Annotated in this window: 25 protein-coding genes and 1 pseudogene; 8 read left to right on the forward strand and 18 right to left on the reverse strand. The window is 60.7% G+C overall.

Annotation, left to right across the window (positions count from 1 at the left end):
- Positions 1-62: 62 nt before the first annotated feature.
- From recG to exbB, 5 genes are all read right to left on the reverse strand, one after another.
- A complete protein-coding gene (gene recG / locus ACM6IO_RS08000) occupies positions 63-2,138 on the reverse strand; it encodes an ATP-dependent DNA helicase RecG (protein ID WP_008030616.1) in 2,076 nt (691 codons plus the stop codon).
- Positions 2,139-2,147: 9 nt separating this feature from the next.
- A complete protein-coding gene (locus ACM6IO_RS08005; RefSeq protein WP_414911264.1) occupies positions 2,148-3,077 on the reverse strand; it encodes a LysR substrate-binding domain-containing protein in 930 nt (309 codons plus the stop codon).
- 269 nt (positions 3,078-3,346) lie between these two features.
- Entirely contained in the window at positions 3,347-4,093 is a 747-nt protein-coding gene (locus tag ACM6IO_RS08010; protein ID WP_008038061.1) for an energy transducer TonB, read from the reverse strand.
- Entirely contained in the window at positions 4,090-4,518 is a 429-nt protein-coding gene (gene exbD, locus ACM6IO_RS08015; RefSeq protein ID WP_008030611.1) for a TonB system transport protein ExbD, read from the reverse strand. The genes ACM6IO_RS08010 and exbD overlap by 4 nt, the downstream gene beginning before the upstream one ends.
- A 6-nt stretch (positions 4,519-4,524) precedes the next feature.
- A complete protein-coding gene (gene exbB, locus ACM6IO_RS08020; RefSeq protein ID WP_414911265.1) occupies positions 4,525-5,493 on the reverse strand; it encodes a tonB-system energizer ExbB in 969 nt (322 codons plus the stop codon).
- A gap of 188 nt (positions 5,494-5,681) precedes the next feature.
- On the opposite strand from exbB, the gene ACM6IO_RS08025 reads away from it, so the two are divergent.
- Positions 5,682-6,539, forward strand: a complete 858-nt coding sequence (locus ACM6IO_RS08025; protein WP_414911266.1) for an SDR family oxidoreductase — start codon at positions 5,682-5,684, stop codon at positions 6,537-6,539.
- 136 nt (positions 6,540-6,675) lie between these two features.
- On the opposite strand, the gene ACM6IO_RS08030 is transcribed toward ACM6IO_RS08025, so the two are convergent.
- The 6 genes from ACM6IO_RS08030 to ACM6IO_RS08055 all read right to left on the reverse strand — a co-directional run bounded on the left by ACM6IO_RS08030 (position 6,676) and on the right by ACM6IO_RS08055 (position 11,983).
- A complete protein-coding gene (locus tag ACM6IO_RS08030; RefSeq protein WP_192420540.1) occupies positions 6,676-7,416 on the reverse strand; it encodes a hypothetical protein in 741 nt (246 codons plus the stop codon).
- 70 nt (positions 7,417-7,486) lie between these two features.
- Positions 7,487-7,867: a RidA family protein gene (locus tag ACM6IO_RS08035; protein WP_003229509.1), complete on the reverse strand. Its 381-nt coding sequence runs from the start codon at positions 7,865-7,867 to the stop codon at positions 7,487-7,489.
- A gap of 25 nt (positions 7,868-7,892) precedes the next feature.
- Positions 7,893-9,998 (reverse strand): bifunctional GTP diphosphokinase/guanosine-3',5'-bis pyrophosphate 3'-pyrophosphohydrolase, encoded by a 2,106-nt coding sequence (gene spoT / locus ACM6IO_RS08040; protein WP_008038056.1) that lies wholly within the window; start codon positions 9,996-9,998, stop codon positions 7,893-7,895.
- A 57-nt stretch (positions 9,999-10,055) separates the two neighbouring features.
- Complete coding sequence (gene rpoZ / locus ACM6IO_RS08045; protein ID WP_008030604.1) at positions 10,056-10,319, reverse strand: DNA-directed RNA polymerase subunit omega; 264 nt, start codon at positions 10,317-10,319, stop codon at positions 10,056-10,058.
- 167 nt (positions 10,320-10,486) lie between these two features.
- The gene (gene gmk, locus ACM6IO_RS08050) at positions 10,487-11,107 is read right to left on the reverse strand and encodes a guanylate kinase (protein ID WP_192420542.1); all 621 of its coding nucleotides are present in this window, start codon (positions 11,105-11,107) and stop codon (positions 10,487-10,489) included.
- 12 nt (positions 11,108-11,119) lie between these two features.
- Positions 11,120-11,983: a YicC/YloC family endoribonuclease gene (locus ACM6IO_RS08055; protein WP_008030602.1), complete on the reverse strand. Its 864-nt coding sequence runs from the start codon at positions 11,981-11,983 to the stop codon at positions 11,120-11,122.
- 281 nt (positions 11,984-12,264) lie between these two features.
- Here ACM6IO_RS08055 and rph point away from each other — a divergent pair, with 281 nt between their 5' ends.
- The gene (rph, locus tag ACM6IO_RS08060) at positions 12,265-12,987 is read left to right on the forward strand and encodes a ribonuclease PH (RefSeq protein ID WP_008030600.1); all 723 of its coding nucleotides are present in this window, start codon (positions 12,265-12,267) and stop codon (positions 12,985-12,987) included.
- Positions 12,988-13,016: 29 nt separating this feature from the next.
- Positions 13,017-13,385, forward strand: coding sequence for a DUF4870 domain-containing protein (locus tag ACM6IO_RS08065; protein WP_008038052.1), 369 nt, complete (start codon positions 13,017-13,019; stop codon positions 13,383-13,385).
- A 173-nt stretch (positions 13,386-13,558) separates the two neighbouring features.
- Here the strand turns inward: ACM6IO_RS08065 and ACM6IO_RS08070 are convergent, their stop codons facing one another.
- On the reverse strand, positions 13,559-14,338 hold the full coding sequence (locus ACM6IO_RS08070; protein ID WP_008030595.1) for an exodeoxyribonuclease III: 780 nt from the start codon (positions 14,336-14,338) through the stop codon (positions 13,559-13,561).
- Between the two features lie 82 nt (positions 14,339-14,420).
- Here ACM6IO_RS08070 and pyrE point away from each other — a divergent pair, with 82 nt between their 5' ends.
- Positions 14,421-15,065, forward strand: coding sequence for an orotate phosphoribosyltransferase (pyrE, locus tag ACM6IO_RS08075; protein ID WP_008038033.1), 645 nt, complete (start codon positions 14,421-14,423; stop codon positions 15,063-15,065).
- A 170-nt stretch (positions 15,066-15,235) separates the two neighbouring features.
- On the opposite strand, the gene argB is transcribed toward pyrE, so the two are convergent.
- From argB to coaBC, 4 genes and pseudogenes are all read right to left on the reverse strand, one after another.
- The gene (gene argB, locus ACM6IO_RS08080) at positions 15,236-16,141 is read right to left on the reverse strand and encodes an acetylglutamate kinase (protein ID WP_008030582.1); all 906 of its coding nucleotides are present in this window, start codon (positions 16,139-16,141) and stop codon (positions 15,236-15,238) included.
- 17 nt (positions 16,142-16,158) lie between these two features.
- Positions 16,159-17,535: pseudogene (locus ACM6IO_RS08085) on the reverse strand (phosphomannomutase/phosphoglucomutase); the annotation flags it as partial.
- 283 nt (positions 17,536-17,818) lie between these two features.
- Positions 17,819-18,274 (reverse strand): dUTP diphosphatase, encoded by a 456-nt coding sequence (dut, locus tag ACM6IO_RS08090; protein ID WP_008030580.1) that lies wholly within the window; start codon positions 18,272-18,274, stop codon positions 17,819-17,821.
- A gap of 5 nt (positions 18,275-18,279) precedes the next feature.
- Positions 18,280-19,488: a bifunctional phosphopantothenoylcysteine decarboxylase/phosphopantothenate--cysteine ligase CoaBC gene (gene coaBC / locus ACM6IO_RS08095; RefSeq protein WP_008030577.1), complete on the reverse strand. Its 1,209-nt coding sequence runs from the start codon at positions 19,486-19,488 to the stop codon at positions 18,280-18,282.
- Between the two features lie 135 nt (positions 19,489-19,623).
- Here coaBC and radC point away from each other — a divergent pair, with 135 nt between their 5' ends.
- On the forward strand, positions 19,624-20,298 hold the full coding sequence (gene radC / locus ACM6IO_RS08100) for a RadC family protein (RefSeq protein ID WP_414911267.1): 675 nt from the start codon (positions 19,624-19,626) through the stop codon (positions 20,296-20,298).
- Between the two features lie 122 nt (positions 20,299-20,420).
- Here the strand turns inward: radC and ACM6IO_RS08105 are convergent, their stop codons facing one another.
- On the reverse strand, positions 20,421-22,007 hold the full coding sequence (locus ACM6IO_RS08105; RefSeq protein ID WP_192228201.1) for an ABC transporter substrate-binding protein: 1,587 nt from the start codon (positions 22,005-22,007) through the stop codon (positions 20,421-20,423).
- A 446-nt stretch (positions 22,008-22,453) separates the two neighbouring features.
- Between ACM6IO_RS08105 and rpmB the strand changes: the two genes are divergently transcribed.
- Positions 22,454-22,687, forward strand: coding sequence for a 50S ribosomal protein L28 (gene rpmB / locus ACM6IO_RS08110; RefSeq protein ID WP_003176907.1), 234 nt, complete (start codon positions 22,454-22,456; stop codon positions 22,685-22,687).
- 11 nt (positions 22,688-22,698) lie between these two features.
- Positions 22,699-22,854, forward strand: a complete 156-nt coding sequence (rpmG, locus tag ACM6IO_RS08115) for a 50S ribosomal protein L33 (protein WP_007894709.1) — start codon at positions 22,699-22,701, stop codon at positions 22,852-22,854.
- A 181-nt stretch (positions 22,855-23,035) separates the two neighbouring features.
- Here the strand turns inward: rpmG and ACM6IO_RS08120 are convergent, their stop codons facing one another.
- Positions 23,036-23,398 carry a cupin domain-containing protein gene (locus ACM6IO_RS08120; RefSeq protein WP_008030568.1) on the reverse strand — a complete coding sequence of 121 codons (363 nt, stop codon included), beginning with the start codon at positions 23,396-23,398 and terminating at the stop codon, positions 23,036-23,038.
- A 249-nt stretch (positions 23,399-23,647) separates the two neighbouring features.
- On the opposite strand from ACM6IO_RS08120, the gene ACM6IO_RS08125 reads away from it, so the two are divergent.
- The gene (locus ACM6IO_RS08125) at positions 23,648-25,141 is read left to right on the forward strand and encodes an aldehyde dehydrogenase (protein WP_008038003.1); all 1,494 of its coding nucleotides are present in this window, start codon (positions 23,648-23,650) and stop codon (positions 25,139-25,141) included.
- The last annotated feature ends 115 nt before the right edge of the window (positions 25,142-25,256 follow it).

Here is a 25,256-nt window from a genome sequence, read left to right on the forward strand (position 1 = left end):
CAAACAATTGCAGGAGTATAACCAGCTTGTTTAAGGGCAGGGTCCAGAAACTGCGACGGTGCTCACACTTGGCCGTATTGCTGCCCGTGGCGCAGCCAGCGGTCGAGCAGCGGGCTGACGTGATCCGGCCAGCGCTCCAGCAATGCCTGGGCGGCATCGCGCACGGCGGGTAGCAGATCGGCGTCACGCATCAGGTCCGCGACCTTGAATTGCAGCAGACCGGTCTGGCGCGTGCCGAGCATTTCGCCGGGGCCGCGCAGTTCGAGGTCTTTTTCGGCGATGACAAAACCGTCGTTGGTTTCGCGCATGATGCCCAGGCGCTGACGGCCGATCTGTGACAACGGCGGATGGTAGAGCAGCACGCAATGGCTGGCGGCGCTGCCCCGACCGACACGACCGCGTAATTGGTGCAGTTGCGCGAGGCCGAGGCGTTCGGGGTTTTCGATGATCATCAGGCTGGCGTTCGGCACGTCGACACCGACTTCGATCACGGTGGTGGCGACCAGCAGTTGCAGGTTGCCGGCCTTGAATTCGGCCATCACGGCGGCTTTTTCCACGGGCTTCATTCGGCCGTGAATCAACCCGACTTTCAACTCGCCGAGGGCGGCGGTGAGGTCCTCAAAGGTGGTTTCCGCCGCTTGGCAGGTCAGCTCTTCCGACTCTTCGATCAGCGTGCACACCCAATAGGCCTGACGCCCTTCGGCGCAGGCGCCGCGCACCCGTTCGATGACTTCGACGCGCCGGGTGTCGGTGACCAGCACGGTGTTGACCGGGGTTCGGCCGGGCGGCAGTTCGTCGAGGATCGAGGTGTCGAGGTCGGCGTAGGCGCTCATGGCCAGCGTGCGTGGGATCGGCGTGGCGGTCATGATCAGCTGATGCGGACACATACGCCCGCCGACGCCTTTCTGGCGCAGCGCCAGGCGCTGTTGCACGCCAAAGCGGTGCTGTTCGTCGATGATCACCAGCGCGAGGTTCTTGAACTGCACTTCGTCCTGGAACAGCGCGTGGGTGCCGACCACCATCGGCGTGCCGCTGGCGATCTGTTCCAGCGCGGCCACGCGGTTCTTGCCTTTGAGCTTGCCGGCCAGCCACGCGACTTCGATGCCCAGCGGTTCGAGCCAGCGCTTGAAGGTGATGAAGTGCTGCTCGGCGAGGATCTCGGTGGGCGCCATCAAGGCGACTTGATAACCCGCTTCCAGTGCTTGGAGCGCGGCGAGGGCGGCGACCACGGTTTTGCCCGCGCCGACGTCGCCCTGAATCAAGCGCAGCATTGGTTCGTGCTGGCTGAGGTCATAGGCAATTTCGTTGCCGACACGTTGTTGGGCACCGGTCGGATTGAAGCCGAGATTGGCCAGGTATTGGGCCGGCAATCGGCTGGCTTTCGGCATCGCCGGCGCGCGCAGGGAACGCATGCTTTCGCGCAGACGCTGCTGCGAGAGTTGATGAGTCAGCAGTTCTTCAAAGGCCAGACGGTGCTGCGCCCAATGATGGCCGAGGGCGAGTTCGTCGACGTCGGCGTCGGCCGGCGGGTGATGCAGGTAACGAATCGCGTCGGCCAGCGGCGCCAGTTGATAGTCCCGCGCCAGTTCGTTCGGCAACCAATCCGGCAGGCTGGTCGGGCCGAGCATCGTCAGGGTTTGCATGCAGAGCTGGCGCAAACGCTGCTGGGTCAAACCTTCGGTGAGCGGGTACACCGGCGTCAGGGTTTCATCCACGGGCGGCGGCTCGTCGCCGGTGAGGGCGCGGTATTCCGGGTGGTAGATCTCCAGCCCCGACGCACCGGGCCGCGCTTCGCCGTAGCAGCGAATCCGCGTGCCACGTTTGAGGCCTTCTTTCTGGGCGTTGCTGAAATGGTAGAAGCGCAGGCTGAGCCCGCCGGTGCCGTCCTGCAAGCGCACGACCAGGCTACGGCGCCGGCCCATAACCACATCGGCGCCGCTGACGGTGCCTTCGATCACGGCATCTTGCCCCGGTCGCAGGTGGCCGATCGGGACAACGCGAGTGCGGTCCTGATAACGCAGCGGCAGGTGAAACAGCACGTCCTGGAGATTCTCCAGGCCGACCTTGGCCAGTTTCTCGGCCATGGCCTCGCCGACACCCTTGAGTGCCGTGACCGACACTTGCGACAACTCGGTCATGACAGCGACTTAAGCCGCAGCCACTGGTGCGGGCGGCTTAGCCACCGAGCACAGGCGAATGGAGTCAGCGAGGATCTCAATGGCCTTCGGACGCGGGAAGCTCGCACGCCAGGCAATGGCCACGGTGCGGAACGGCACCGGTGCGCTCAGTGGGCGCACTTCAATTACACCGGGGGCGTAGTGATGGCTGTCTACGGCCGACAGCGGCAGGATCGAAATCCCGAGCCCCGAGGCGACCATGTGACGAATGGTTTCCAGCGAGCTGGATTCCACCGTGGTGTGCTTGGCGCCGTCGTTGCCTTTGGTCAGCGTCGGGCAGGCTTCCAGCACTTGATCGCGGAAGCAGTGGCCTTCGCCGAGCAGCAGCAGGCTCTTGTCGTTGAGCAGGGCGGCGTCGATGGATTCTTTTTGTGTCCACGGGTGCTGGGCCGGCATCAGGACGTAGAACGGCTCGTCGTAGAGCTGCAGGGTCAGGACGTCGGCTTCGTTGAACGGCAGGGCGATGATGATCGCGTCGAGCTCGCCGTTGCGCAGTTTGTCGCGCAGCACGTGGGTGAAGTTTTCCTCGATGTACAACGGCATCTGCGGGGCGACCCGGTGCAGTTGCGGAATCAGGTGCGGAAACAGGTACGGGCCGACGGTGTAGATGGCGCCGACTTTCAGCGGGGCGGTCAGCTGGTTCTTGCCGGCCTGGGCCAGTTCGCGGATGCCTTGGGCCTGTTCCAGGACTTTTTGTGCCTGGGCCACGATGCCTTCGCCGACCGGGGTCAGGCGCACGGCGCTCTTGCTGCGCTCGAAAATCAGCACACCGAGTTCGTCTTCAAGCTTTTTCACGCCCACCGACAGGGTCGGCTGGCTGACGTGGCAACGCTCGGCCGCGTGGCCAAAGTGCTGCTCTTGGGCGAGGGTAACGATGTAGCGTAATTCTGTAAGAGTCATAGCGAGCGTCCATGAAGTTGCGGGCCAAGCATACCGGCTGCAATCGATAGACGCACGTTATCAGAGAGAGTGTGTCGAGTGACACCGGGTAATGCCGGTTTGCCGCTGGCGGATATGCAAAAGGCACCTTTCGGGTGCCTTTTGCATATCTTGTTACCGCCACAGAATCTGTAGGAGCGAAGCTTGCTCGCGAAAGCGGTATGTCAGTCGAATCATTCGTGAATGACACACCGTTTTCGCGAGCAAGCTTCGCTCCTACAGGGTTCTCTTTAGCGGCGGCGTTCCAGCGAGTAAACAAACGGTGCAACAATTTCGATGGAGCCGTTGTTCAGCATGTCGGCCGGCGGCTTGGGCAGCGGCTGGGCACGCTTGATCATTTCCAGGGTGGCCCGGTCCAGATCGGCGTTGCCGGAGCGGCCCACCAATTCGAACGACAACACGTTACCTTCGCCGTCCACCACGAAGCGCAGACGGTTCAAACCTTCCTTGCCCCGCGCCTGTGCACTGGCCGGGTACTTTTTGTACTTGGCCAGGTGCGCCAGCAGGGTGCCTTGCCAACTGGCCTTGGCCGCTTGCTGCGCAGGTGATGGGCCTGGTGCCGGTTGAGCGGATTTCTCCGTCGGCGCCTGGGTCGGTTGCGCTTCGCTCGGTTTTTCCTCGGACGGTTTTTCCTTCGGCGGCTCCGGCTTTTTCTCCACAGGCTTGGGCGGTTGAGGCTTGGGCTTGGGTTTGACCGGCTTCGGTACGGTGATTTCTGCCTTCGGCACTTCGGCCAGTTTCGGGATCGGCAGCTCTTCCACCGGAGCAGGGGGTTGTGGCGGCGTTATCACCTTCGGCGGTGCCGGAGGAGGCGGTGCCGGAACCGGCGCCAACTCGACCATCATCGCCTGCGGCGGCAGCTCGATAGGTGGGCGCGACGTCCAGTTCAGCGCCAGCGCAATGGCCAGCGCATGGACGCCCAGCACCACGGCCAGGCTACCGCCGTAACGCGTCAGCTTATGGCGCGTCGTGATCATTTCTTCACTGCCGTCTCGAGTCCGACCAGACCGACCTTCAGGTAGCCGGCAGCGCGCAGGTTGTCCATCACGCTCATCAGGTCGCCGTAGTCCACGCCTTTATCGGCCTGGAAGAAGATCGTCGTGTCTTTCTTGCCCTGGGTCTTGGCGTCGAGCGTGGCGCCGAGTGCTTCGGCTTTCACTTCGTCTTCGCCGAGGAACAGGCGCTGGTCAGCCTTGACGCTGAGGAACACCGGTTTCTCTGGCCGCGGCGCCGGTTTGGCGCTGGAGGCAGGCAGGTCGACCTTGATGTCCACGGTGGCCAACGGAGCGGCCACCATGAAGATGATCAACAGCACCAGCATCACGTCGATGAACGGCGTGACGTTGATTTCGTGGTTCTCGGCCAGATCGTCGTCTGCGCCTTCTTTCAAATGCAGGCCCATGGCCGATTACCCCACTTTCACCATGTGCGGTTGCGAGCTGCGCTCAGGCTGGTGGTCGAGGTCGCGGCTGACCAGCAACAGGACTTCTGCCGAGGCGTCGGACACTTGCGCCTTGTAGCCGGCGATGGAGCGGGCGAACACGTTGTAGATCACAACGGCTGGAATCGCGGCAACCAGGCCCAGCGCGGTGGCCAGCAAGGCTTCGGCGATGCCGGGAGCCACGACGGCGAGGTTGGTGGTCTGGGTTTTGGCGATGCCGATGAAGCTGTTCATGATGCCCCACACGGTGCCGAACAGGCCCACGAACGGCGCGGTGGAACCGATGGTGGCGAGGACGCCGGTGCCGCTGCTCATGTTGCGACCGCAGGCTGCGACCAGGCGCTCAAGACGGAAGGCGACGCGTTCCTTGATGCCTTCTTTCTCGCGGCTGTTGGTCGACAGGTGCATCTCTTCCAGCGCATCGTGCACCAACAGGTTGGCGAGGGTACCGGGCTTGGCTGCCGTTACACTGGCTTCCTTGAGGGTGGCCGCCTTCTTCAGGTGGACGATTTCAGTGCGCAGACGACGCTTGGCGCCCATCAGCTCGAAGCCCTTGGCGATCCAGATGGTCCAGGTGATGACCGACGCGATGGCGAGGCCGATCATCACGATTTTCACGATGATGTCGGCGTTCTGGTACATGCCCCACGGCGACAGGTCATGGGCCATGCCCAGGCTGTTGTCGGCTTCGAGGACTTGCGGCGCGTCTTCACCAGCGGTGTCTACGGCCTGGGCCGGATCGTTGGCAACCGGTGCGGCGTGTTCGGCAGAGTGGTCGGCGGGAGCGGGCGCAGTGGCGGCGGCTGGGGTGGCCGGGGCTTGTGCGTCAGCGAAGGCGGCGGTTGGCGCCAGCATCAGGCTGAGCAACAGGGCGGCCACCGCGCTCCAGGCGCGAGGTCGATTGGTTGGCGAAGCGGGGAATTGATTGCGTGTCATGCTGGCCGGACCTGAGAGGAAAAGACGGTAAATGTTCTTCCAGGCCTCGAAGGCCGAGAACAAAAGTGGCGGGCATTATTGCAAGTAATTCTTGTTAACAGAAGTAATAGAGTATCTTTTTTTCCTTCATTGCTAGCCGCTCGTCCATTGCCGGCGCTAGTCTGTGGCTTTCCGATAGGAGTTTTTTGATGTCCGCGCCCTCTGTTTTGATCGCCGGCTGCGGTGATGTCGGCAGTCGTCTGGCTACACAATTGCTCGCTTGCGGGTGGGAGGTCCATGGCCTGCGCCGTGACGTCTCGCGCCTGCCCGAGGGGGTGATTGGCGTTGCCGGCGACTTGTTCAACAAGGATTGCCCGCAAACCTGGCCGGTCGGTGCGGTGGACTACCTGGTGTATTGCGCGGCAGCCACCGATCACGATGAAGCCGGTTACCGCGCCGCTTATGTCGAGGGCTTGCAGCATGTGATCGAGTGGCTGGACGACTACGGACAGGTGCCCAATCGCCTGCTGTTCGTTTCCAGTAGCAGTGTTTACGGCCAGCAGGACGGCGAGTGGGTCGACGAAACGTCGCCGACCATCGCTGCCGGCTATTCAGGTCGACTGATGCTGGAGGCGGAACAAGTGGCACTCAACAGTGGCATTCCGGCAAGCATCGTGCGTTTGACCGGCATCTACGGCCCGGGCCGCGAATGGCTGCTGACGCAGGTTCGTCGCGGATATCGCGTGGCGATTGATCCGCCGTTGTACGGCAATCGGATTCACGTGGATGACGCGGCTGGCTTGTTGGCGTTTCTGCTTGAGGCGGATCGGCGCGGTGTGGCGTTGGATGACGTTTATATCGGCGTCGACGACGCGCCTGCACCGCTGGCCGAAGTGGTGGATTGGTTGCGTGAATATCTGGGCGTGACTGAATGGGCTGACGATGCGAGTGTGCGGCGCACGGGCAGCAAGCAGTGCAGCAATGCGCGGGTGAAGGCCTTGGGTTGGGTGCCGAAATACCCAAGCTATCGCGAAGGTTATGCCGCCATTCTCGAAGGCCGCTGCTGATTTCGAGGCCCCACATACAACTGTAGGAGCCGGCTTGCTGGCGATAGCGGTGTTTCAGGCAACATTAATGTTGAATGTCACGACGCTATCGCCAGCAAGCCGGCTCCTACAGTTGGTTTTGCGTGGGGCTTGCGGGTTACTGCTTTTCCAGCAACCACTTGCGATCACCCGGCGTGAACTGCGGCATTTCGTCTGCCTGCGCGGTGTTCACCGCCTGGAGGATCTCCAGTTCCTTGCCCTTGCGCGCAAAGATCCAGGTGTTGCCCTGGCCCTTGAGCTGCAACCACATGTTGTCGTTGCCGCCGCTCATCGATGCGCAATCGCCCGCCAGGCACAGCGCGTAGCGATCCGCACCCGGCAAACCGGTTACCTGGCCGTCGGCCTGGAACTGCACGGAGCTGCCTTCGCCAGGACCGCTGACGACTTTCCAGTTGCCGCCCATGTAGGCGGAATACAGTGCGCGTTCGAAGCTGGCACCCATCGGTGCGCCATCCGGCACCGGGATCAGTGCGCGGTCGAAGACCTGTGCGGGTTCGTTGTCGCTGGCGACTTGGGCCAGTTGCTTGCCGTCACGCTTCAGCTCGCTCGCGGAACTGCCGTAGAAGTCGACTTTCCAGGCGCCGGACGCTTCGCCCAGCAGCTTGCCTTCGACGTTCTCAAAACCGTTGGTGTAGCGGGCCTGACCGGCCTTGGTGTTGACGTCCCATTCCAGGTTCGGACCATAAGCCTGGAGCGCTTCGCGCAGGGGGCCGCCTTTGGACGCAGCATCGATCGCCACCTGATTGATCCAGGTGCCGCTGATGTCGCGGTCGGCAGGGTTGCTGGCACATCCGCCCAAGAACAGGGCGACCAGCGAGACAGCAAGCGCAGTGCGCATGGTGGAATCCTTTCAAAACGCTTTTTATACATACGGCATTGGCGCAGCCTTTCGGGCTGCGCCGAACGCATTACTCGATGACCAGAATGGCATCCATTTCAACCTGCGAACCCTTTGGCAGGGCAGCTACGCCGATGGCGGCGCGGGCCGGGTATGGCTGGTCAAAGTACTTGCCCATGATCTCGTTGACCTTGGCGAAGTGGCTCAGGTCGGTGAGGAAGATGTTCAGTTTGACGATGTCCTTGAACGAACCGCCAGCGGCTTCGGCCACGGCTTTCAGGTTCTCGAACACCTGGACGGTCTGGGCTTCGAAGCCTTCAACCAGTTCCATGGTTTTTGGGTCCAGAGGAATCTGACCCGACATGTAAACGGTGTTGCCAGCCTTGATCGCCTGGGAGTAAGTGCCGATGGCGGCCGGGGCCTTATCGCTGGTGATAACAGTCTTGGTCATGAATGACTCCTTGTAATAGGTTGGCTTAGGCGCGCATGCGGGTGATGCGGATCACCCCGGTCAGTGCGCGCAGTTTCTTGATCACGCGGGCCAGATGCACACGGTCGTGCACGCTGACCACCAGTTGGACCACGCTGATGCGACCATCGCGTTCGTCCATGCTGATTTTTTCGATATTGCCGTCGGCCGCGTTGACGCTGCTGGCCAACAGTGCGATCAAGCCGCGCTGGTGTTCCAGCTCGACGCGCAGCTCGACGTTGAATTCGCCGGTGACATCCTTGGCCCACGAGAGCTGGATGCATTTTTCCGGGTTGTGGCGGATTTCGCTGATGTTGCGGCAGTTGTCCAAGTGCACAACCATGCCTTTGCCCGCCGACAGGTGACCGACAATCGGGTCGCCCGGGATCGGCGTGCAGCACTTGGCGTAGCTGAGCACCAGACCTTCGGTGCCGCGAATCGCCAGCGGGCCTTCCGCGCTTGGTAGCTGTTCGCCTTCGCCCAGCAGGCGACGGGCGACGACGTAAGCCATGCGATTGCCCAGGCCGATGTCTTCGAGCAGGTCTTCGATCAGTTCGAGGCGGTACTCGGTGAGCATGGCCTTGACGCGCTCGGCCGGGACTTTGTCCAGGGCGCTGTCGAAACCGTTGAGGACCTTGTTCAGCAGGCGTTCGCCGAGGCTGATGGATTCGGAGCGGCGTTGCAGTTTCAGCGCGTGGCGGATATGGGTTCGCGCCTTGCCGGTGACCACGAAGTTGAGCCACGCCGGGTTCGGCCGTGCGCCGGGAGCGCTGACGATCTCGACCGTGGAGCCGCTTTGCAGCGGTTCGGACAGCGGCGCGAGACGACGATTGATCCGACAGGCAATGCAGCTGTTGCCGACGTCGGTGTGCACCGCGTAAGCGAAGTCGACCGCCGTGGAGCCTTTGGGCAGCTCCATGATCCGGCCTTTGGGCGTGAACACGTAGACCTCGTCCGGGAACAGGTCGATCTTCACGCTTTCGATGAATTCCAGCGAGTTGCCGGCGCGTTGCTGCATTTCCAGCACGCCTTTGACCCACTGGCGGGCACGGGCGTGAGTGCCTTTGGGCTGCTCGTCACCGCTGGATTTGTACAGCCAATGGGCGGCGATGCCGTTGTTGGCCATCTCTTCCATTTCACGGGTACGGATCTGGATCTCGATCGGAACACCGTGCATGCCGAACAACGTGGTGTGCAACGACTGGTAGCCGTTGGCCTTGGGGATCGCGATGTAATCCTTGAAACGCCCCGGCAGCGGTTTGTACAAATTGTGTACAGCACCCAGCACGCGGTAGCAGGTATCGACCTTGTCGACGATGATCCGGAACGCATAGACGTCCATGATCTCGTTGAAGGCCCGACGTTTGCCGCGCATTTTCTTGTAGATGCCGTAGAGGTGTTTCTGGCGACCGCTGACTTCGCCCTGGATGCCATCGATGGCCAGGCAGTGGCCGAGGGATTCTTCGATCTTGTTGACGATTTCCTTGCGGTTGCCCCGGGCGCGTTTGACCGCCTGGTTGATCCGCGCGGAACGCATCGGGTGCATGGCCTTGAAGCCGAGGTCTTCGAATTCTATGCGGATGGCGTGCATGCCCAGCCGGTTGGCGATGGGCGCATAGATTTCCAGGGTTTCCTTGGCGATCCGCCGGCGTTTTTCACCGGACAGGACTTCCAGCGTGCGCATGTTGTGCAGGCGGTCGGCGAGTTTGACCAGGATCACGCGAATGTCGCGCGCCATGGCCATGGCCATTTTCTGGAAGTTTTCGGCCTGGGCTTCGGCCTTGGTCTCGAAATTCATCTGGGTCAGCTTGCTGACGCCATCGACCAGTTCGGCCACGGTTTCGCCGAACTGCGCTTGCAGCGCTTCCTTGGCAATACCGGTGTCTTCGATCACGTCATGCAGCATCGCAGCCATCAAACTCTGATGGTCCATGTGCATGTCGGCAAGAATATTCGCCACCGCAAGAGGATGCGTGACGTACGCCTCGCCACTGCGGCGGCGTTGGCCGTCGTGGGCTTGTTCGGCGTAGAAGTACGCTCGGCGGACCAGGTTGACCTGGTCCTTGCCGAGGTAGGTCGATAAGCGATCGGCGAGGGCGTCTATGCTCGGCATGATGACTCCTGCCGTTCGCTGTGACCCCGCGCCGTGCTACGTCGACCAGGCATAGGCTTAGACGGCCTCGTTGGACTCGTCCTCGAACGCTGCGAACAGCGGTTCATCCTGGACGATTTCTTGCTCGGCGATGAACTCGTAGCTCATCAGGCCTTCAGCGATTTCACGCAGCGCTACAACGGTAGGCTTGTCGTTTTCCCACTGAACCAGCGGCTCTTTGCCACCGGTGGCCAGTTGACGGGCACGCTTGGTAGAGAGCATGACCAGCTCAAAGCGGTTTTCCACGTGTTCTAGGCAGTCTTCAACGGTTACGCGGGCCATGGTATTCCTCGGAGCGAATGCAATATGCGCGCTGCCCGGTTGGGCGAGCGGACTCAACAGTTTAAAAAATCACCAGCGATTAGGGAAGCGCTGATTTTTTGACCAAGCCCTTCAACGCGCTGCAAGTGCCAATGTAAAGCCCTTGCAGCGGTTTTGGGAAGAGCTGTTTAGCCGAGCAATTCAGCCAAAAGTTTGCCGTTGCGCTGCTGCTGACGCTTCTGATGCAGCTGATTGGCACGGAAAATCGCCTGCAAATCGCGCAGGGCATGGGCGAAATCGTCGTTGATGATCAGGTAGTCGTAGTCAACGTAGTGGCTCATCTCGCTGACGGCTTCACGCATGCGGCCGTCAATGATCTCGTCGCTGTCCTGGCCGCGATTGGTCAGGCGCTGGTGCAAGGCCTGCAGGGACGGCGGCAGAATGAAGATCGAGCGGGCCTGAGGCATCAACTTGCGCACTTGCTCGGCGCCTTGCCAGTCGATTTCCAGAATCAGGTCGTGGCCTTCGTCCAGGGTCTGCTGCAGGTGGCTTTGCGAAGTGCCGTAGAGGTTGCCGAATACTTCGGCGCGCTCGAGGAAATCGCCGTGCTCGATCATCTTCACGAACTCGCCGCGTTCGACGAAGTGATAGTTCACGCCGTCCACTTCACCGGGGCGCATGGCGCGGGTGGTGTGGGAGACCGAGACGCGGATCTCCGCATCAGCGTCGGTCAGGGCTTTGACCAGGCTGCTCTTGCCCGCGCCCGAAGGGGCGGAAATGATGTACAGGGTGCCGGTGCTGTGGGTCATGTCGGGTTTGCCTTACTCAATATTCTGCACTTGTTCGCGCATCTGCTCGATCAACACCTTGAGGTTGACCGCCGCCTGAGTGCTGCGCGGGTCGAAGGCTTTGGAGCCCAGTGTGTTGGCTTCGCGGTTGAGCTCCTGCATCAGGAAGTCGAGGCGCCGGCCGGCAGCGCCGCCGGACTTGAGTACCCGGCGAACTTCGATGATATGAGTGCTCAGGCGATCCAGTTCTTCGGCGACGTCGCTCTTCTGAGCGAGCATGACCATTTCCTGCTCCAGACGCTGAGGGTCCATTTCGGCCTTCATGTCGGCGAAGCGGTCGAGGACTTTCTGGCGCTGGGTGGCGAGCATCTGCGGGACCAGTTCACGCAGGGTCACCACGTCTTCTTCAATGGACGTCAGGCGATCGTTGATCAACCGTGCCAGCTCCGCGCCTTCGCGCTCGCGGCCAGCCTTGAGTTCCTTCAGGCCTTCGTTGAACAGCGCCAGCGCTTCGGCATTCAGGGCTTGCGGGTCGGTGGCATCGCCCACCAGCACGCCGGGCCAGGCCAGCACTTCCAGCGGGTTCAGCGCGGCCGGGTTCTTGATCAGGCCGGCGATGGTCTCGGCGGCCGCAACCAATTGCGCGGCGCGTTCGCGATCCACTTGCAGGGGTTTATCGGTGTTCTCTTCGGTGAAGCGCAGGGTGCATTCGAGTTTGCCTCGAGAGATGCCTTGGCGCAGCGCTTCGCGGACCGCGCCTTCGAGATCGCGAAACGACTCCGGCAGACGCAAGTGCGGTTCCAGGTAGCGGCTGTTGACCGAGCGCAGTTCCCAGCTCAGGGTGCCTTGGACGCCGGCTTTCTCGACGCGGGCGAAGGCGGTCATGCTGTGCACCATGGAGGTACCTCGCAATGCAGGTCGATGCGTTACCAAAGGTTTCGCGGACCCGCTATCTGTGAATTAAAGCCGACAGGCAGCAAAGGCGCAGGATTGTAGCGCAGTGGGGCGGATGCGCCCAAACACACGGTGTGACAAAGGGCTGCAGGCCGTCGGTAAAGCGCTGTTCTAAGCTCAGGCCAGAGCCTTCAATCGTCGGGCGGATTTTTTAGAAGTGCCCAGTATTGGCGCGCGGCTCTATAATGCTCGGCAGTTTTCCGTCCCCCGTACAGGTATTCCCTATGAAACGTCCAAGTGGTCGCGCTGCCGATCAGCTCCGCTCGATCCGCATTACCCGCAACTACACCAAACACGCCGAGGGATCCGTACTGGTCGAGTTCGGTGATACCAAAGTCATCTGCACCGTCAGCGTCGAAAACGGCGTGCCGCGTTTCCTCAAAGGTCAGGGCCAAGGCTGGTTGACCGCCGAATACGGCATGCTGCCGCGCGCCACCGGCGAGCGTAACCAGCGTGAAGCGAGCCGCGGCAAGCAAGGCGGCCGCACCCTGGAAATCCAGCGTCTGATCGGTCGTTCGCTGCGCGCCTCGCTGGACATGTCCAAGCTGGGCGACGTCACCCTGTACGTCGACTGCGACGTGATCCAGGCTGACGGCGGCACCCGCACCGCGTCCATCACCGGCGCGATGGTTGCGCTGGTCGATGCCTTGAAAGTGATCAAGAAGCGCGGCGGCCTGAAAGGCGGCGACCCGCTCAAGCAAATGATCGCCGCTGTTTCGGTGGGTATGTACCAGGGCGAGCCTGTGCTCGACCTCGACTACCTGGAAGACTCGGCTGCCGAGACCGACCTGAACGTGGTGATGACCAGCACTGGCGGCTTCATCGAAGTTCAGGGCACTGCCGAAGGCGCGCCGTTCCAGCCTGAAGAGTTGACCGCTATGCTTGAACTGGCGAAGAAAGGCATGACCGAAATCTTCGAACTGCAAAAGGCTGCACTGGCTGACTGACCGGAACCATCCCAGACAAGGAGGACAACATGAGTGACGAGCAAGAGCTGCTTCCCGTCCCGAGCAAAGAAGTTCGGCAATGGGCGATGTTTTGTCACCTGTCCGCCTTGCTGGGGATCTGGATTCCGTTCGGCACGCTGATCGGCCCGCTGATTCTCTGGCAGATGAAGCGCGAGATGGACCCGTTTGTCGATGCGCAGGGCAAGGAGGCGCTGAACTTTCAGATCACCGTCGCCATCGCTTCCGCCATCTGCTTCCTGCTGATGGTGTTGATCATCGGGTTCTTCCTGTTTGGGTTGCTGGCGATCGGTGCGTTGGTGTTGACGATCATTGCTGGCGTGAAGGCCAATGAAGGGGTGCCGTATCGGTATCCGTTCACTTGGCGGCTGATCAAATAGGCGACACAGCCCTGTAGGAGCGAGGCTTGCCCGCGAAGAGGCCGTCACATCCGGCATAAATGTCGGCTGTTAAATCGCTTTCGCGGGCAAGCCTCGCTCCTACAGAAAGCAAAATCAGCGCCCACAAAAAAGCCGACTGTGAAGTCGGCTTTTTTGTGTCTGTGTAACGACGTCTAGATGGTCAGCGTCCAGTCGTAGTCCACGATCAGTGGTGCATGCTGCGAAAACCGTGGCTGACGTGGCAAACGAGCGCTACGTACAAAGCGGCGCAGGCCCGGTGTCAGTATCTGGTAATCGAAGCGCCAGCCCAGGTTGAGCATCTCAGCCTGCTCATTGTCCGGCCACCAGCTGTACTGATCACCTTCACGGCTGACTTCGCGCAGGGCATCGACATAACCCATGTTGCCGACAATCTCGTCCATCCAGGCACGCTCAGGTGCCAGGAAGCCCGGGGATTGCTGGCTGTCGCGCCAGTTCTTGATATCCAGCTTCTGTTGCGCCACGTACAGCGAGCCACAGTAAATGTACTCGCGACGTTTGCGTCGCTGTTTATCCAGATAACGGGCGAAGTCGTCCATTAGCTTGAACTTCTGGTTCAAGTCTTCATCGCCGTTCTGCCCCGAAGGGAGCAGCAAGGTCGCGATGCTGACCTTGTCGAAATCGGCTTGCAGGTAGCGCCCGTAGCGGTCGGCCGTCTCGAAACCGAGACCGCTGATGACTGCCTTCGGCTGCAACCGCGAATACAAAGCCACGCCACCCTGGGCGGGAACTTCGGCTTCGCAGGCATAAAGGAAGTAGCCATCCAGTTGGAAGGCTGGATCGTCCAGTTCAAAGGCGGAGGCGCGGGTGTCCTGCAGGCAGATGACGTCGGCATTCTGTGCTTGCAGCCAACTGAGCAAACCTCGCTCCACTGCAGCCTGAATACCATTGACGTTCACACTGATGATCCGCATAAATGGCCCCAAAAATCGCGTGCGTGTATGATACACGGCGTCAACCTAATTAGCTAAATCCGTGGTATTTGGGGTTTTTTTCATGCAAGCGTATCAGCGCGATTTCATTCGTTTTGCCATCGATCGCGGCGTTTTGCGCTTCGGTGAGTTCACCCTGAAGTCCGGGCGTACCAGTCCATACTTCTTCAATGCCGGCCTGTTCAACTCGGGTTCGGCCCTGGCGCAGCTGGGTCGTTTCTACGCGGCGGCCATCGTCGAGAGCGGCATTCCCTTCGACGTACTGTTTGGCCCTGCCTACAAAGGCATCCCTTTGGCGGCGACCACCGCAGTGGCCCTGGCTGAACATCACGACCGTGATTTGCCATGGTGCTTCAACCGCAAAGAGGCCAAGGCCCACGGCGAAGGCGGCAGCCTGGTCGGCGCGCCATTGACCGGCGATGTGCTGATCATCGACGACGTGATCACCGCCGGCACCGCTATCCGTGAAGTGATGCAGATCATCGCTTCCCAGGACGGCGCCAAGGCGGCAGGCGTGCTGATCGCCCTGAACCGTCAGGAGCGTGGCAATGGTGAATTGTCGGCGATCCAGGAAGTGGAGCGTGATTTCGGCATTCCGGTGATCAGCATTGTTTCGCTGAATCAGGTGCTGGAGTTCCTGGCCGATGACCCGCAGCTCAAGCAACACCTGCCAGCCGTAGAAGCCTACCGCGCCCAATTCGGCGTCTGACGCCGACATTGTAGGAGCGAGGCTTGCCCGCGAAGGCGGACTCGCAGTCACATCCCTGTTGAATGTGACGACCCCTTCGCGGGCAAGCCTCGCTCCTACAAGGGATCGCGCAGGCAAAAAAAGACCCCGCTCAGCCAGGCTGAGCGGGGTCTTTTTGTATGCGCTATCGCTTAGTGACGCTTGCGATTGCTGATCAAAGTACCCACGCCGGTATCGGTGAAGATTTCCAGCAAGATCGCATTCGGCACGCGACCATCAATGATCAGCGAGCTGCCCACGCCACCCTGAACCGCTTCCAGCGCGCAACGGATCTTCGGCAGCATGCCACCGTAGATCGTGCCGTCGGCAATCAGGTCGTCGACCTGCTGAGTGCTCAGGCCGGTCAGGACCTGGCCCGACTTGTCCATCAACCCGGCGATGTTGGTCAGCAGCATCAGCTTCTCGGCTTTCAGCGCTTCGGCCACCTTGCCGGCCACCAGGTCGGCGTTGATGTTGTACGACTCGCCGTTGGCACCGACGCCGATTGGCGCGATCACCGGGATGAAGTCGCCTTTGACCAGCAGGTTCAGCAGATCGGTATTGATGCCGACCACTTCACCGACGTGACCGATGTCGATGATTTCCGGTTGGGTCATCTCCGGCGTCTGGCGGGTGACGGTCAGCTTCTTCGCGCGAATCAGCTCGGCGTCTTTACCGGTCAGGCCGATGGCGCTGCCGCCATGACGGTTGATCAGGTTGACGATGTCTTTGTTGACCTGGCCGCCCAGGACCATTTCCACCACGTCCATGGTTGCCGCGTCGGTGACGCGCATGCCATCGACAAAGTGGCTCTCGATCGACAGTCGCTTGAGCAGATCGCCGATTTGCGGGCCGCCGCCGTGAACCACCACCGGGTTAATCCCGACGGCTTTCATCAGCACGATGTCGCGGGCGAAGCCGGTTTTCAGCTCCTCGCTTTCCATCGCGTTGCCGCCGTATTTGATCACCAGCGTCTTGCCGACATAGCGGCGGATGTAAGGCAGCGCTTCGGACAGGACCTTGGCGGTGTTGGCGGCGGCTTCGCGTTCGAGGGTCATTCAGGGCTCCGGGTGAATCAGAACGGTAGTTGGAGATCAGGTGCAACACGCTTCAACTGGACTTTGAAAACGTCCTTGATGCGTTGCAATTCAGCCTCGTCATCGGCCTCGAAGCGCAGCACCAGCACCGGTGTGGTGTTGGACGCGCGCACCAGGCCCCAGCCTTTGGCATAGTCGACTCGCACGCCGTCGATGGTGGTCAGGTCAGCGCCTTCGCCCCACTTCGCGTCGTGCAATGCATCAATGATGCTGAATTTGCTCTCTTCGGTCACATGGATATTGATTTCCGGCGTAGAAATATCATTCGGGAAGGTTGCAAACAGCTCTTCCGCGGTGGATTTTTCCTTGCTGAGGATTTCCAGCAGCCGTGCGGCGCTGTAAATGCCATCGTCGAAACCGAACCAGCGTTCCTTGAAGAAGATGTGCCCACTCATTTCGCCGGCCAACAGGGCGCCGGTTTGTTTCATTTTCTTTTTGATCAACGAATGACCGGTCTTCCACATTAGCGGACGACCGCCGTATTCCTTGATCAGCGGCGTCAGGCGGCGCGTGCATTTGACGTCGAAGATGATTTCCGCGTCCGGATTGCGCGCCACAACGTCGCGGGCGAACAGCATCAGCAGGCGGTCCGGGTAGACGATGCTGCCGGTGTTGGTCACTACGCCAACGCGGTCGCCGTCGCCATCGAAAGCCAGGCCGATGTCGGCGTTGGTTGCCTTGACCTTGGCGATCAGGTCGACAAGGTTTTCAGGCTTGCCCGGGTCCGGGTGGTGGTTCGGGAAGTTGCCGTCCACTTCGCAGAACAGCGGGATGACTTCGCAGTTCAGCGCTTCGATCAGTTGCGGGGCGATCACGCCGGCCGCGCCGTTGCCGCAATCGACCACGACTTTGAGGCGGCGGGCCAGTTTGATGTCCTGGACGATTTCGGTGTTGTAGCGATCGAGGATCTCGACCTTGGTGATGCTGCCCTTGCCGCTGCTCAGGTTGTTGGTCTTGAGGCGGTCGTGCAGGGCCTGGATCTGTTCGTTGGCCAAGGTGTCACCAGCGATGACGATCTTGAAGCCGTTGTAGTTCGACGGGTTGTGGCTGCCGGTCAGCATCACGCCCGATTTACCGGCCAGTACGTTGGCGGCGTAATACAGCGCCGGGGTTGGCACCAGGCCGACGTCGCTGACGTGGCAACCGGCCTCGGCCAGGCCTTTGATCAGCTGCTCGACCAGTTCCGGGCCAGACAGGCGACCGTCGCGGCCAACGGAGACGTTCGGTTCGTCCTGGGCCAGGCTTTGGGCGCCAATGGCGCGACCGAGCCAGTAAGCGGTTTCAGCGTTCAAGAATTCCGGGACGGTGCCGCGAATGTCGTACGCGCGGAAAATGCTGTCGGGGAACTTGGGTGCGACTTGGGCTGGGTTGCTCATCTGTGGGAATGCTCCATCTCGAAAGTGGCTGGACCTGCGCGCGAAGAACGCTTCGGCGGGCTCGAACTGAAGGGTATGACGGCGTTTTTCGCAGAGAGTTCGTGGTGCGAAAAGGCCATGCCACCAACGCCAACCAGGATTTGGCCAGCCAATGCCTTGTTTTCCAGTGTTAAACCTTCCAGATGACGGCTATGCAATTTTCATTCTGAAAATGCAGAGCACCCTTCAGGCCGGGCAGGGCGCCCAGCCTGAAAACCAGAAATCAATGCTTGCCGGAATGCCCGAAACCGCCCGCACCGCGCTCGGTTTCAACGAACTCTTCGACCATCTCGAAGTGCGCTTGAACCACCGGCACCAGAACCAGCTGGGCCAAACGCTCGCCGACCACCATGTTGAAATCAGTCTGGCCACGGTTCCAGCACGAAACCATCAACGGACCCTGGTAATCGGAGTCGATCAGGCCGACCAGGTTGCCCAGCACGATGCCGTGCTTATGGCCCAGGCCGGAGCGCGGCAGAATCAGCGCCGCCAGGCCAGGATCGCCAATGTAGACGGACAGGCCGGTCGGGATCAGCACGGTTTCACCCGGTTTGATGACGATGTCTTTTTCCAGCATGGCGCGCAGGTCGAGGCCGGCGGAGCCTGGGGTGGCGTATTGCGGCAGCGGGAATTCGGTACCGATGCGTGGGTCGAGGATCTTGGCTTGCAAAGCGTGCATGTAAATTAAACCTGGTTCAGACGTTCGGCGATAAAAGTGATCAGCTGGCGAGCAATTTTGCTCTTGCTGGTCTGGGCGAAAAGTGTGGCGTGGAGCTCACGGTCGATCACGCTGCAGGCGTTTTCTTCGCTGTTGAAGCCAATACTCGGGTTGGCGACGTCGTTGGCGACGATCAAATCGAGGTTCTTGTCTTTCAACTTGCGCGCAGCGTAATCGAGCAGGTGTTCGGTTTCAGCGGCGAAACCGACACTGAATGGGCGGTCGGGGCGCGTGGCAATGGTGGCCAGAATGTCTGGGTTGCGGACCATTTGTAGTAGCAAGCCGTCGCCGTTCGTAGGGTCTTTCTTGAGTTTCTGTGGGGCGACGACTTCGGGGCGGTAGTCCGCGACTGCTGCCGAGGCGATGAACAGGTCGCAAGGGATCGCGGCTTCACAGGCGGCGAGCATGTCGCGAGCGCTGACCACGTCGATGCGGGTGACGCGATCCGGCGTCGGCAGGTGCACCGGGCCGGTGATCAGGGTCACGCGGGCGCCTGCTTCAACGGCGGCTTCGGCCAGGGCAAAGCCCATTTTCCCGGAGCTGTGGTTGGTGATGTAGCGCACCGGGTCGATGTTTTCCTGGGTCGGGCCGGCGGTGATCAGCACGTGTTTGCCGGTCAGCGCCTGGCGCTGGAAGCAGTCTGCTGCGCATTGGGCGAGTTCGACGGCTTCGAGCATGCGGCCCAGGCCAACGTCACCACAGGCCTGGCTGCCCGAGGCCGGGCCGAAGGCCTTGATGCTGCGGCTTTCGAGGGTTTGCAGGTTGGCCTGGGTCGCCGGGTCGCGCCACATGGCCTGGTTCATCGCCGGGGCGACGGCAACCACGGCGTCGGTGGCCAGCACCAGCGTGGTCAGCAGGTCGTCGGCGATGCCTTGGGCCAGACGGGCGATCAGGTCCGCGGTCGCCGGAGCGATCAGCACCATATCGGCCCACTTGGCGAGTTCGATGTGGCCCATCGCCGCTTCGGCCGCCGGGTCCAGCAGGTCCAGGTGGACCGGGTGCCCGGACAGGGCCTGCATGGTCAGCGGAGTGATGAACTCGGCGCCGCCACGGGTCATGACCACGCGCACTTCGGCGCCCTGATCGATCAGGCGGCGAACCAGATCGGCGCTCTTGTAGGCAGCAATACCGCCGCCGACGCCCAGAACGATGCGTTTCCGATACAGCCGCTGCATAGGTCTGCCTTTCATTTCGTTGATGACTGCGTAGCGATACCCCCTCCCCAGGAGTGAAATCGCCCACAAAAAAGATGGGCTACGATATCACAGCGACCGCTACGGAACAGCGGCGCCCACAGACAGGGAGGTGCTATGAGTATTCGCGATTGGCCGGTGGCCGAGCGGCCGCGGGAGAGGTTACTGGAGTTGGGTTCGGCGAGCCTTTCGGACGCTGAGCTGTTGGCGATTTTTTTACGGACCGGCGTGTCGGGTAAAAGCGCAGTGGATCTGGCGCGACACTTGTTGAGTCAATTTGGCAGCCTGCGCGCCTTGCTGGAGGCCGATCTAAAGGCATTCAGCGGACAGTTGGGGCTCGGGCCGGCAAAGTTTGCGCAGTTGCAGGCAGTGTTGGAAATGGCCCGTCGGCATCTGGCTGAGCGCTTGCGCCACAGCTCCGTGTTGGAGAATCCGCTGATGGTGCGTGATTACCTCAAGTCGATGCTGCGACATGAGCCTCATGAAGCATTTGGTTGTCTGTTCCTCGATTCGAAACATCGAGTGCTGGCGTTTGAATCACTGTTTCGCGGCTCTATCGACTGCACCAGCGTTTATCCGCGTCAGGTGGTCAAGCGCGCTTTGGCTCACAACGCCGCAGCTTTGATCCTTTGCCACAACCATCCCTCAGGTAATCCCGACCCTAGTCATGCCGACCGAAAGCTGACCAAGCGCCTGCAAGAGGCGCTGGACTTGATCGATGTGCGGATACTCGACCATTTCATCATCGGCGACGGTGATCCGCTGTCGATGGCGGAGTATGGGTGGATGTAACGGGACTTTGTAGGAGCCGGCTTGCTGGCGATCCGGACAACGCGGTGTGGCTGATTGACCGCGGTGATGCCATCGTCGGAACGCCGCCCGCAGCAAGCCGGCTCCTACAAGGGTTTGTGGTGTTACTTCAGGTTGACCTTGGAGTAATCCTGGCGGCCAAACGGGCTCACCGCATACCCCTCGACTTCCTTGCGCATCAGCGCAAAAGCCGTTGGGTGCGCCAGCGGCAGCCACAGCGCCTGCTGCTGGATCTGCGCCTGGGCCTGTTCATACAGCTTGGTGCGTACACCTTGCTCGGAGGTGGTCTTGCCGGCACTGATCAGCTTGTCCAGGTCCTGGTTGCAGTAGCGGGCGAAGTTGGTGCCGGACTTGACCGCCGCGCAGGAAAATTGCGGCGTCAGGAAGTTATCCGGGTCGCCGTTGTCGCCAGCCCAGCCCATGAACAGCAAGTCATGCTCGCCAGCCTTGGCGCGGCGGATCACTTCGCCCCATTCGATCACGCGTATCTCGGCCTGAATGCCGATTTCCGCCAGGTCCGACTGGAGCAGTTGCGCGCCGAGGCTTGGGTTGGGGTTCAGCAGGCTTCCGGACGGGCGGGTCCAGATCGTCGTCTGGAAACCGTCTTTCAGGCCGGCCTTGGCCATCAATGCCTTGGCTTTTTCAACGTCATGCGCGTAGCCCGGCAAGCCTTTGGCGTAGCTCCAGGTATTCGGCGGATACGGGCCGTTGGCGGCTTCGGCGGTGTCTTCGAACACGGCTTTGACGTAGTTGGCCTTGTCGAACGCGAGGTTGATCGCCTGGCGCACTTCAGGCTTGTCCAGCGGCGGATGCTGGCTGTTGATGGCAACGAACGCGGTCATGAACGCATCAGTCTTTTCGACTTTCAGTGTCGGCTCTTTCAGCGCGGCTTGTACGTCCAGCGGTTTCGGCGAGAGGGCGATCTGGCACTCGTTACGACGCAGTTTCTGCAACCGCACGTTGGCGTCCGGGGTGATGGCGAAGATCAACGGGTCCACCGAAGGCTTGCCACGGAAGTAATCCGGGTTGGCTTTGTAGCGGATCGTGGCGTCCTTCTGAAAACGCGTGAACACGAACGGGCCGCTACCGATCGGCTGGCTGTTGAGCTTCTCCGGGGTGCCGGCTTTCAGCAACTGGTCGGCGTATTCGGCGGAGTAGATCGAGGCGAAGCCCATGCTCAGGGTCGGCAGGAACGTCGATTCCGGATGATCGAGGGTGAAACGCACGGTCAGCGGATCCAGCGCGTCGATCTTCTTGATCAGTGCCGGCAATTGCATCGATTGCGCGTGCGGGAAGCCGCTCTGCGCCACTTTGTGCCACGGATTTGCCGGGTCGAGCATGCGCTCGAAGCTGAATTTCACGTCTTCGGCGGTCAGTTCGCGGGTCGGGCTGAAGTATTCGGTGCGGTGGAATTTCACCTGCGGGTGCAACTTGAACACGTAGGTCAGGCCATCCGGGCTGACTTCCCAGCTGTCCGCAAGGCCTGCGACCACTTTGCCGCTGGCGGTATCGAAGTCCACCAGACGGTTCATCAGCACGTCGGCCGAGGCGTTGGTGGTGGTCAGCGAGTTGTATTGCACCACGTCGAACCCTTCCGGGCTGGCCTCGGTGCAGACGCTCAGGGCGGCGGCGTGGGCCAGCGGGCTCAGTAGAAGCGGGGCGAGCAACAGCGGTAGGGCAGCGAGGCGCATGGTCGGATTCCTTTACAGATCGAAGGCCCATCTGCAAGTGCAGTCTGGAAAAGGCTTACCCTAGAGGGCTCTTTTGTAAATGACTATCCCCTTTTTCATTTTAAGGGGACTATGTGCGATCGTTTTCGGTGAATGCCGGCCGAGAAAACCCCTGGATTGGCCGGTTGGCCGATTTTCTGCGACGAGCGGTCTTTATCGACGATAGCCTTTACCCAAGGCGCTCGCAGCCTGAAAAATGGGGTTTTTATCAAGTCGGTGCGCACGGAATGTTGTTGCACCTCAGTCTTTCTGGTATAAAGCAGCGCTCTTTTCTAGGGGCCCGGTTCCTTCACTGTAGGTGTAGCCGGTAAGACCTCTAAAGAAACGCGGCGCCTGGCGCCAAATGACTGAGAGATTAAGCGGCCAACCCATGCCGGGTTGGGCATGTGGTTTTAGAGGGCTGAGGCATGTCGAGAGTATGTCAAGTTACCGGTAAGGGTCCGGTGACTGGGAATAACATTTCCCACGCAAACAACAAAACCCGTCGTCGTTTCCTGCCGAACCTGCAGCATCACCGCTTCTGGGTTGAAGAAGAGAAACGTTTCGTGCGTCTGCGCGTATCTGCCAAAGGCATGCGTATCATCGACAAGCGTGGCATCACTGTCGTGCTGGCCGAAATCCGCGCCGCTGGCAAGATCTAAGGGAGCTAATCATGCGTGAATTGATTCGTTTGATTTCGAGCGCCGGTACTGGTCACTTCTACACTACCGACAAGAACAAGCGCACTACTCCGGACAAAATCGAGATCAAGAAATTTGATCCGGTTGTTCGCAAGCACGTGATCTACAAAGAAGGCAAAATCAAGTAATTGATTTTTCCCTCTTACGAAAAAGGCCCGTATCGCGAGATACGGGCCTTTTTTGTTGCCTGAGGTTTGTGTTGTCTGCCAGGGCGCCTTCGCGGGCAAGCCTCGCTCCTACAGGGCGGACGCAATCCACTGTAGGAGCGAGGCTTGCCCGCGAAGAGGCCGGCCCGAACAACGCAAGTCGTCAGGCCTTCTGTTCAAACGCCACATAAATCTTGCGGCACGGCTCCAGCACTTCCCAAGTGCCACGAAAGCCCGCCGGGATCACGAAGCGATCACCTACGCGCAGTGTCTTGGCATTGCCGTCGAGGTCACGCAGCACGGACACACCCTGAACGATTTCGCAGTATTCGTGTTCGGTGAAGTTCACCGTCCACTGGCCGACAGCGCCTTCCCACACACCGGCGTTCAACTGGCCGCACGGGCTGTTGTAGTGGTTGTAAACCACTTGCTCGGGGTCGCCCTTCAAGATTTTCGCCGGGTCCGGCCTGTAGCGCTCGGGCTCGGTAGTGGCCTGGCTAAAATCGACGATATTCTGGATGCTCATTATTGTTATCCCCCGTGATTGCGGCGCGAGTGGCTGGAAAGATGGCTGGAAAGCCCAAAGTCTATGTTTATTAAAATGAACACCGCAAGGCCGTTTACCGACCTTATGTCAAATATATTGAAACAACCCCGGCCACTGGTTTAGGGTGACGGTTGCCTTCGGCCGAATTGCAGGCTGGCTGGGCAGAATTCCTGGGGACGTCCGCGAAGAACGCGGGGCGCTCGTATTCAATAAGAGGAGGACACTCGAATGACCACCCTGACTCGTGCCGATTGGGAACAACGGGCTCGCGATCTGAAGATCGAAGGCCGTGCCTACATCAATGGCGAATACACCGATGCCGTCTCCAGCGAGACCTTCGAGTGCATCAGCCCGGTCGATGGCCGTCTGCTGGGCAAGATTGCCAGCTGTGACGCCGCCGACGCCCAGCGCGCTGTTGAAAACGCTCGCGCCACGTTCAATTCCGGCGCCTGGTCGCGTTTGGCCCCGACCAAACGCAAAGCCACCATGATCCGTTTCGCCGGCCTGCTGAAACAGCACGCCGAAGAGCTGGCCCTGCTTGAAACCCTCGATATGGGCAAGCCAATCAGCGATTCGCTGTACATCGACGTTCCCGGTGCGGCGCAAGCCCTGAGCTGGAGCGGTGAGGCGATCGACAAGATCTACGACGAAGTCGCTGCGACCCCGCACGATCAGTTGGGTCTGGTCACTCGTGAGCCGGTCGGCGTTGTCGGCGCCATCGTGCCGTGGAACTTCCCGCTGATGATGGCCTGCTGGAAACTCGGCCCGGCGCTGTCCACCGGTAACTCGGTGATCCTCAAGCCATCCGAAAAATCACCGCTGACCGCCATCCGCATCGCGGCGCTGGCCGTTGAAGCCGGCATCCCGAAAGGCGTGCTGAACGTGCTGCCGGGCTACGGTCACACCGTCGGCAAGGCCTTGGCCCTGCATAACGATGTCGATACGCTGGTGTTCACCGGTTCGACCAAGATCGCTAAGCAACTGCTGATCTACTCGGGCGAATCGAACATGAAGCGCGTCTGGCTCGAAGCCGGCGGCAAGAGCCCGAACATCGTGTTCGCCGATGCCCCGAACCTGCAGGAAGCTGCGGAAGCGGCTGCGGGCGCCATCGCCTTCAACCAGGGCGAAGTCTGCACCGCCGGTTCGCGTCTGCTGGTCGAGCGTTCGATCAAGGACCAGTTCCTGCCGCTGGTAATCGAGGCCTTGAAAGCCTGGAAGCCGGGCAACCCGCTGGACCCGGCGACCAACGTTGGCGCGCTGGTGGACACCCAGCAGATGAACACCGTGCTGTCCTACATCGAATCCGGCCACACCGACGGCGCCAAACTGGTTGCTGGCGGCAAGCGTACGCTGCAGGAAACCGGTGGCACCTACGTTGAGCCGACGATTTTCGACGGCGTCAGCAACGCGATGAAAATCGCCCAGGAAGAAATCTTTGGCCCGGTGCTGTCGGTCATTGCTTTCGATACCGCCGAAGAAGCCGTCGCGATTGCCAACGACACGCCTTACGGCCTGGCCGCAGCCGTGTGGACCAAGGACATCTCGAAGGCACACCTGACTGCCCGGGCCTTGCGTGCCGGTAGCGTGTGGGTCAACCAGTACGACGGTGGCGACATGACTGCACCGTTTGGTGGCTTCAAGCAGTCGGGTAACGGCCGTGACAAATCGCTGCACGCGTTCGACAAGTACACCGAGCTGAAGGCGACCTGGATCAAGTTGTAAGCCAGTAGGGGAGCCTGTCTAAAACAGGTTCCCCTCAGGACGCGAATCCCCTGTGGGAGCGAGCCTGCTCGCGATAGCGGTGTAACAGTCGACGAAAATGTTGAATGTTGCTCCG

This window comes from Pseudomonas sp. IT-P44, from assembly GCF_949768225.1.
GTDB lineage: Bacteria > Pseudomonadota > Gammaproteobacteria > Pseudomonadales > Pseudomonadaceae > Aquipseudomonas > Aquipseudomonas migulae.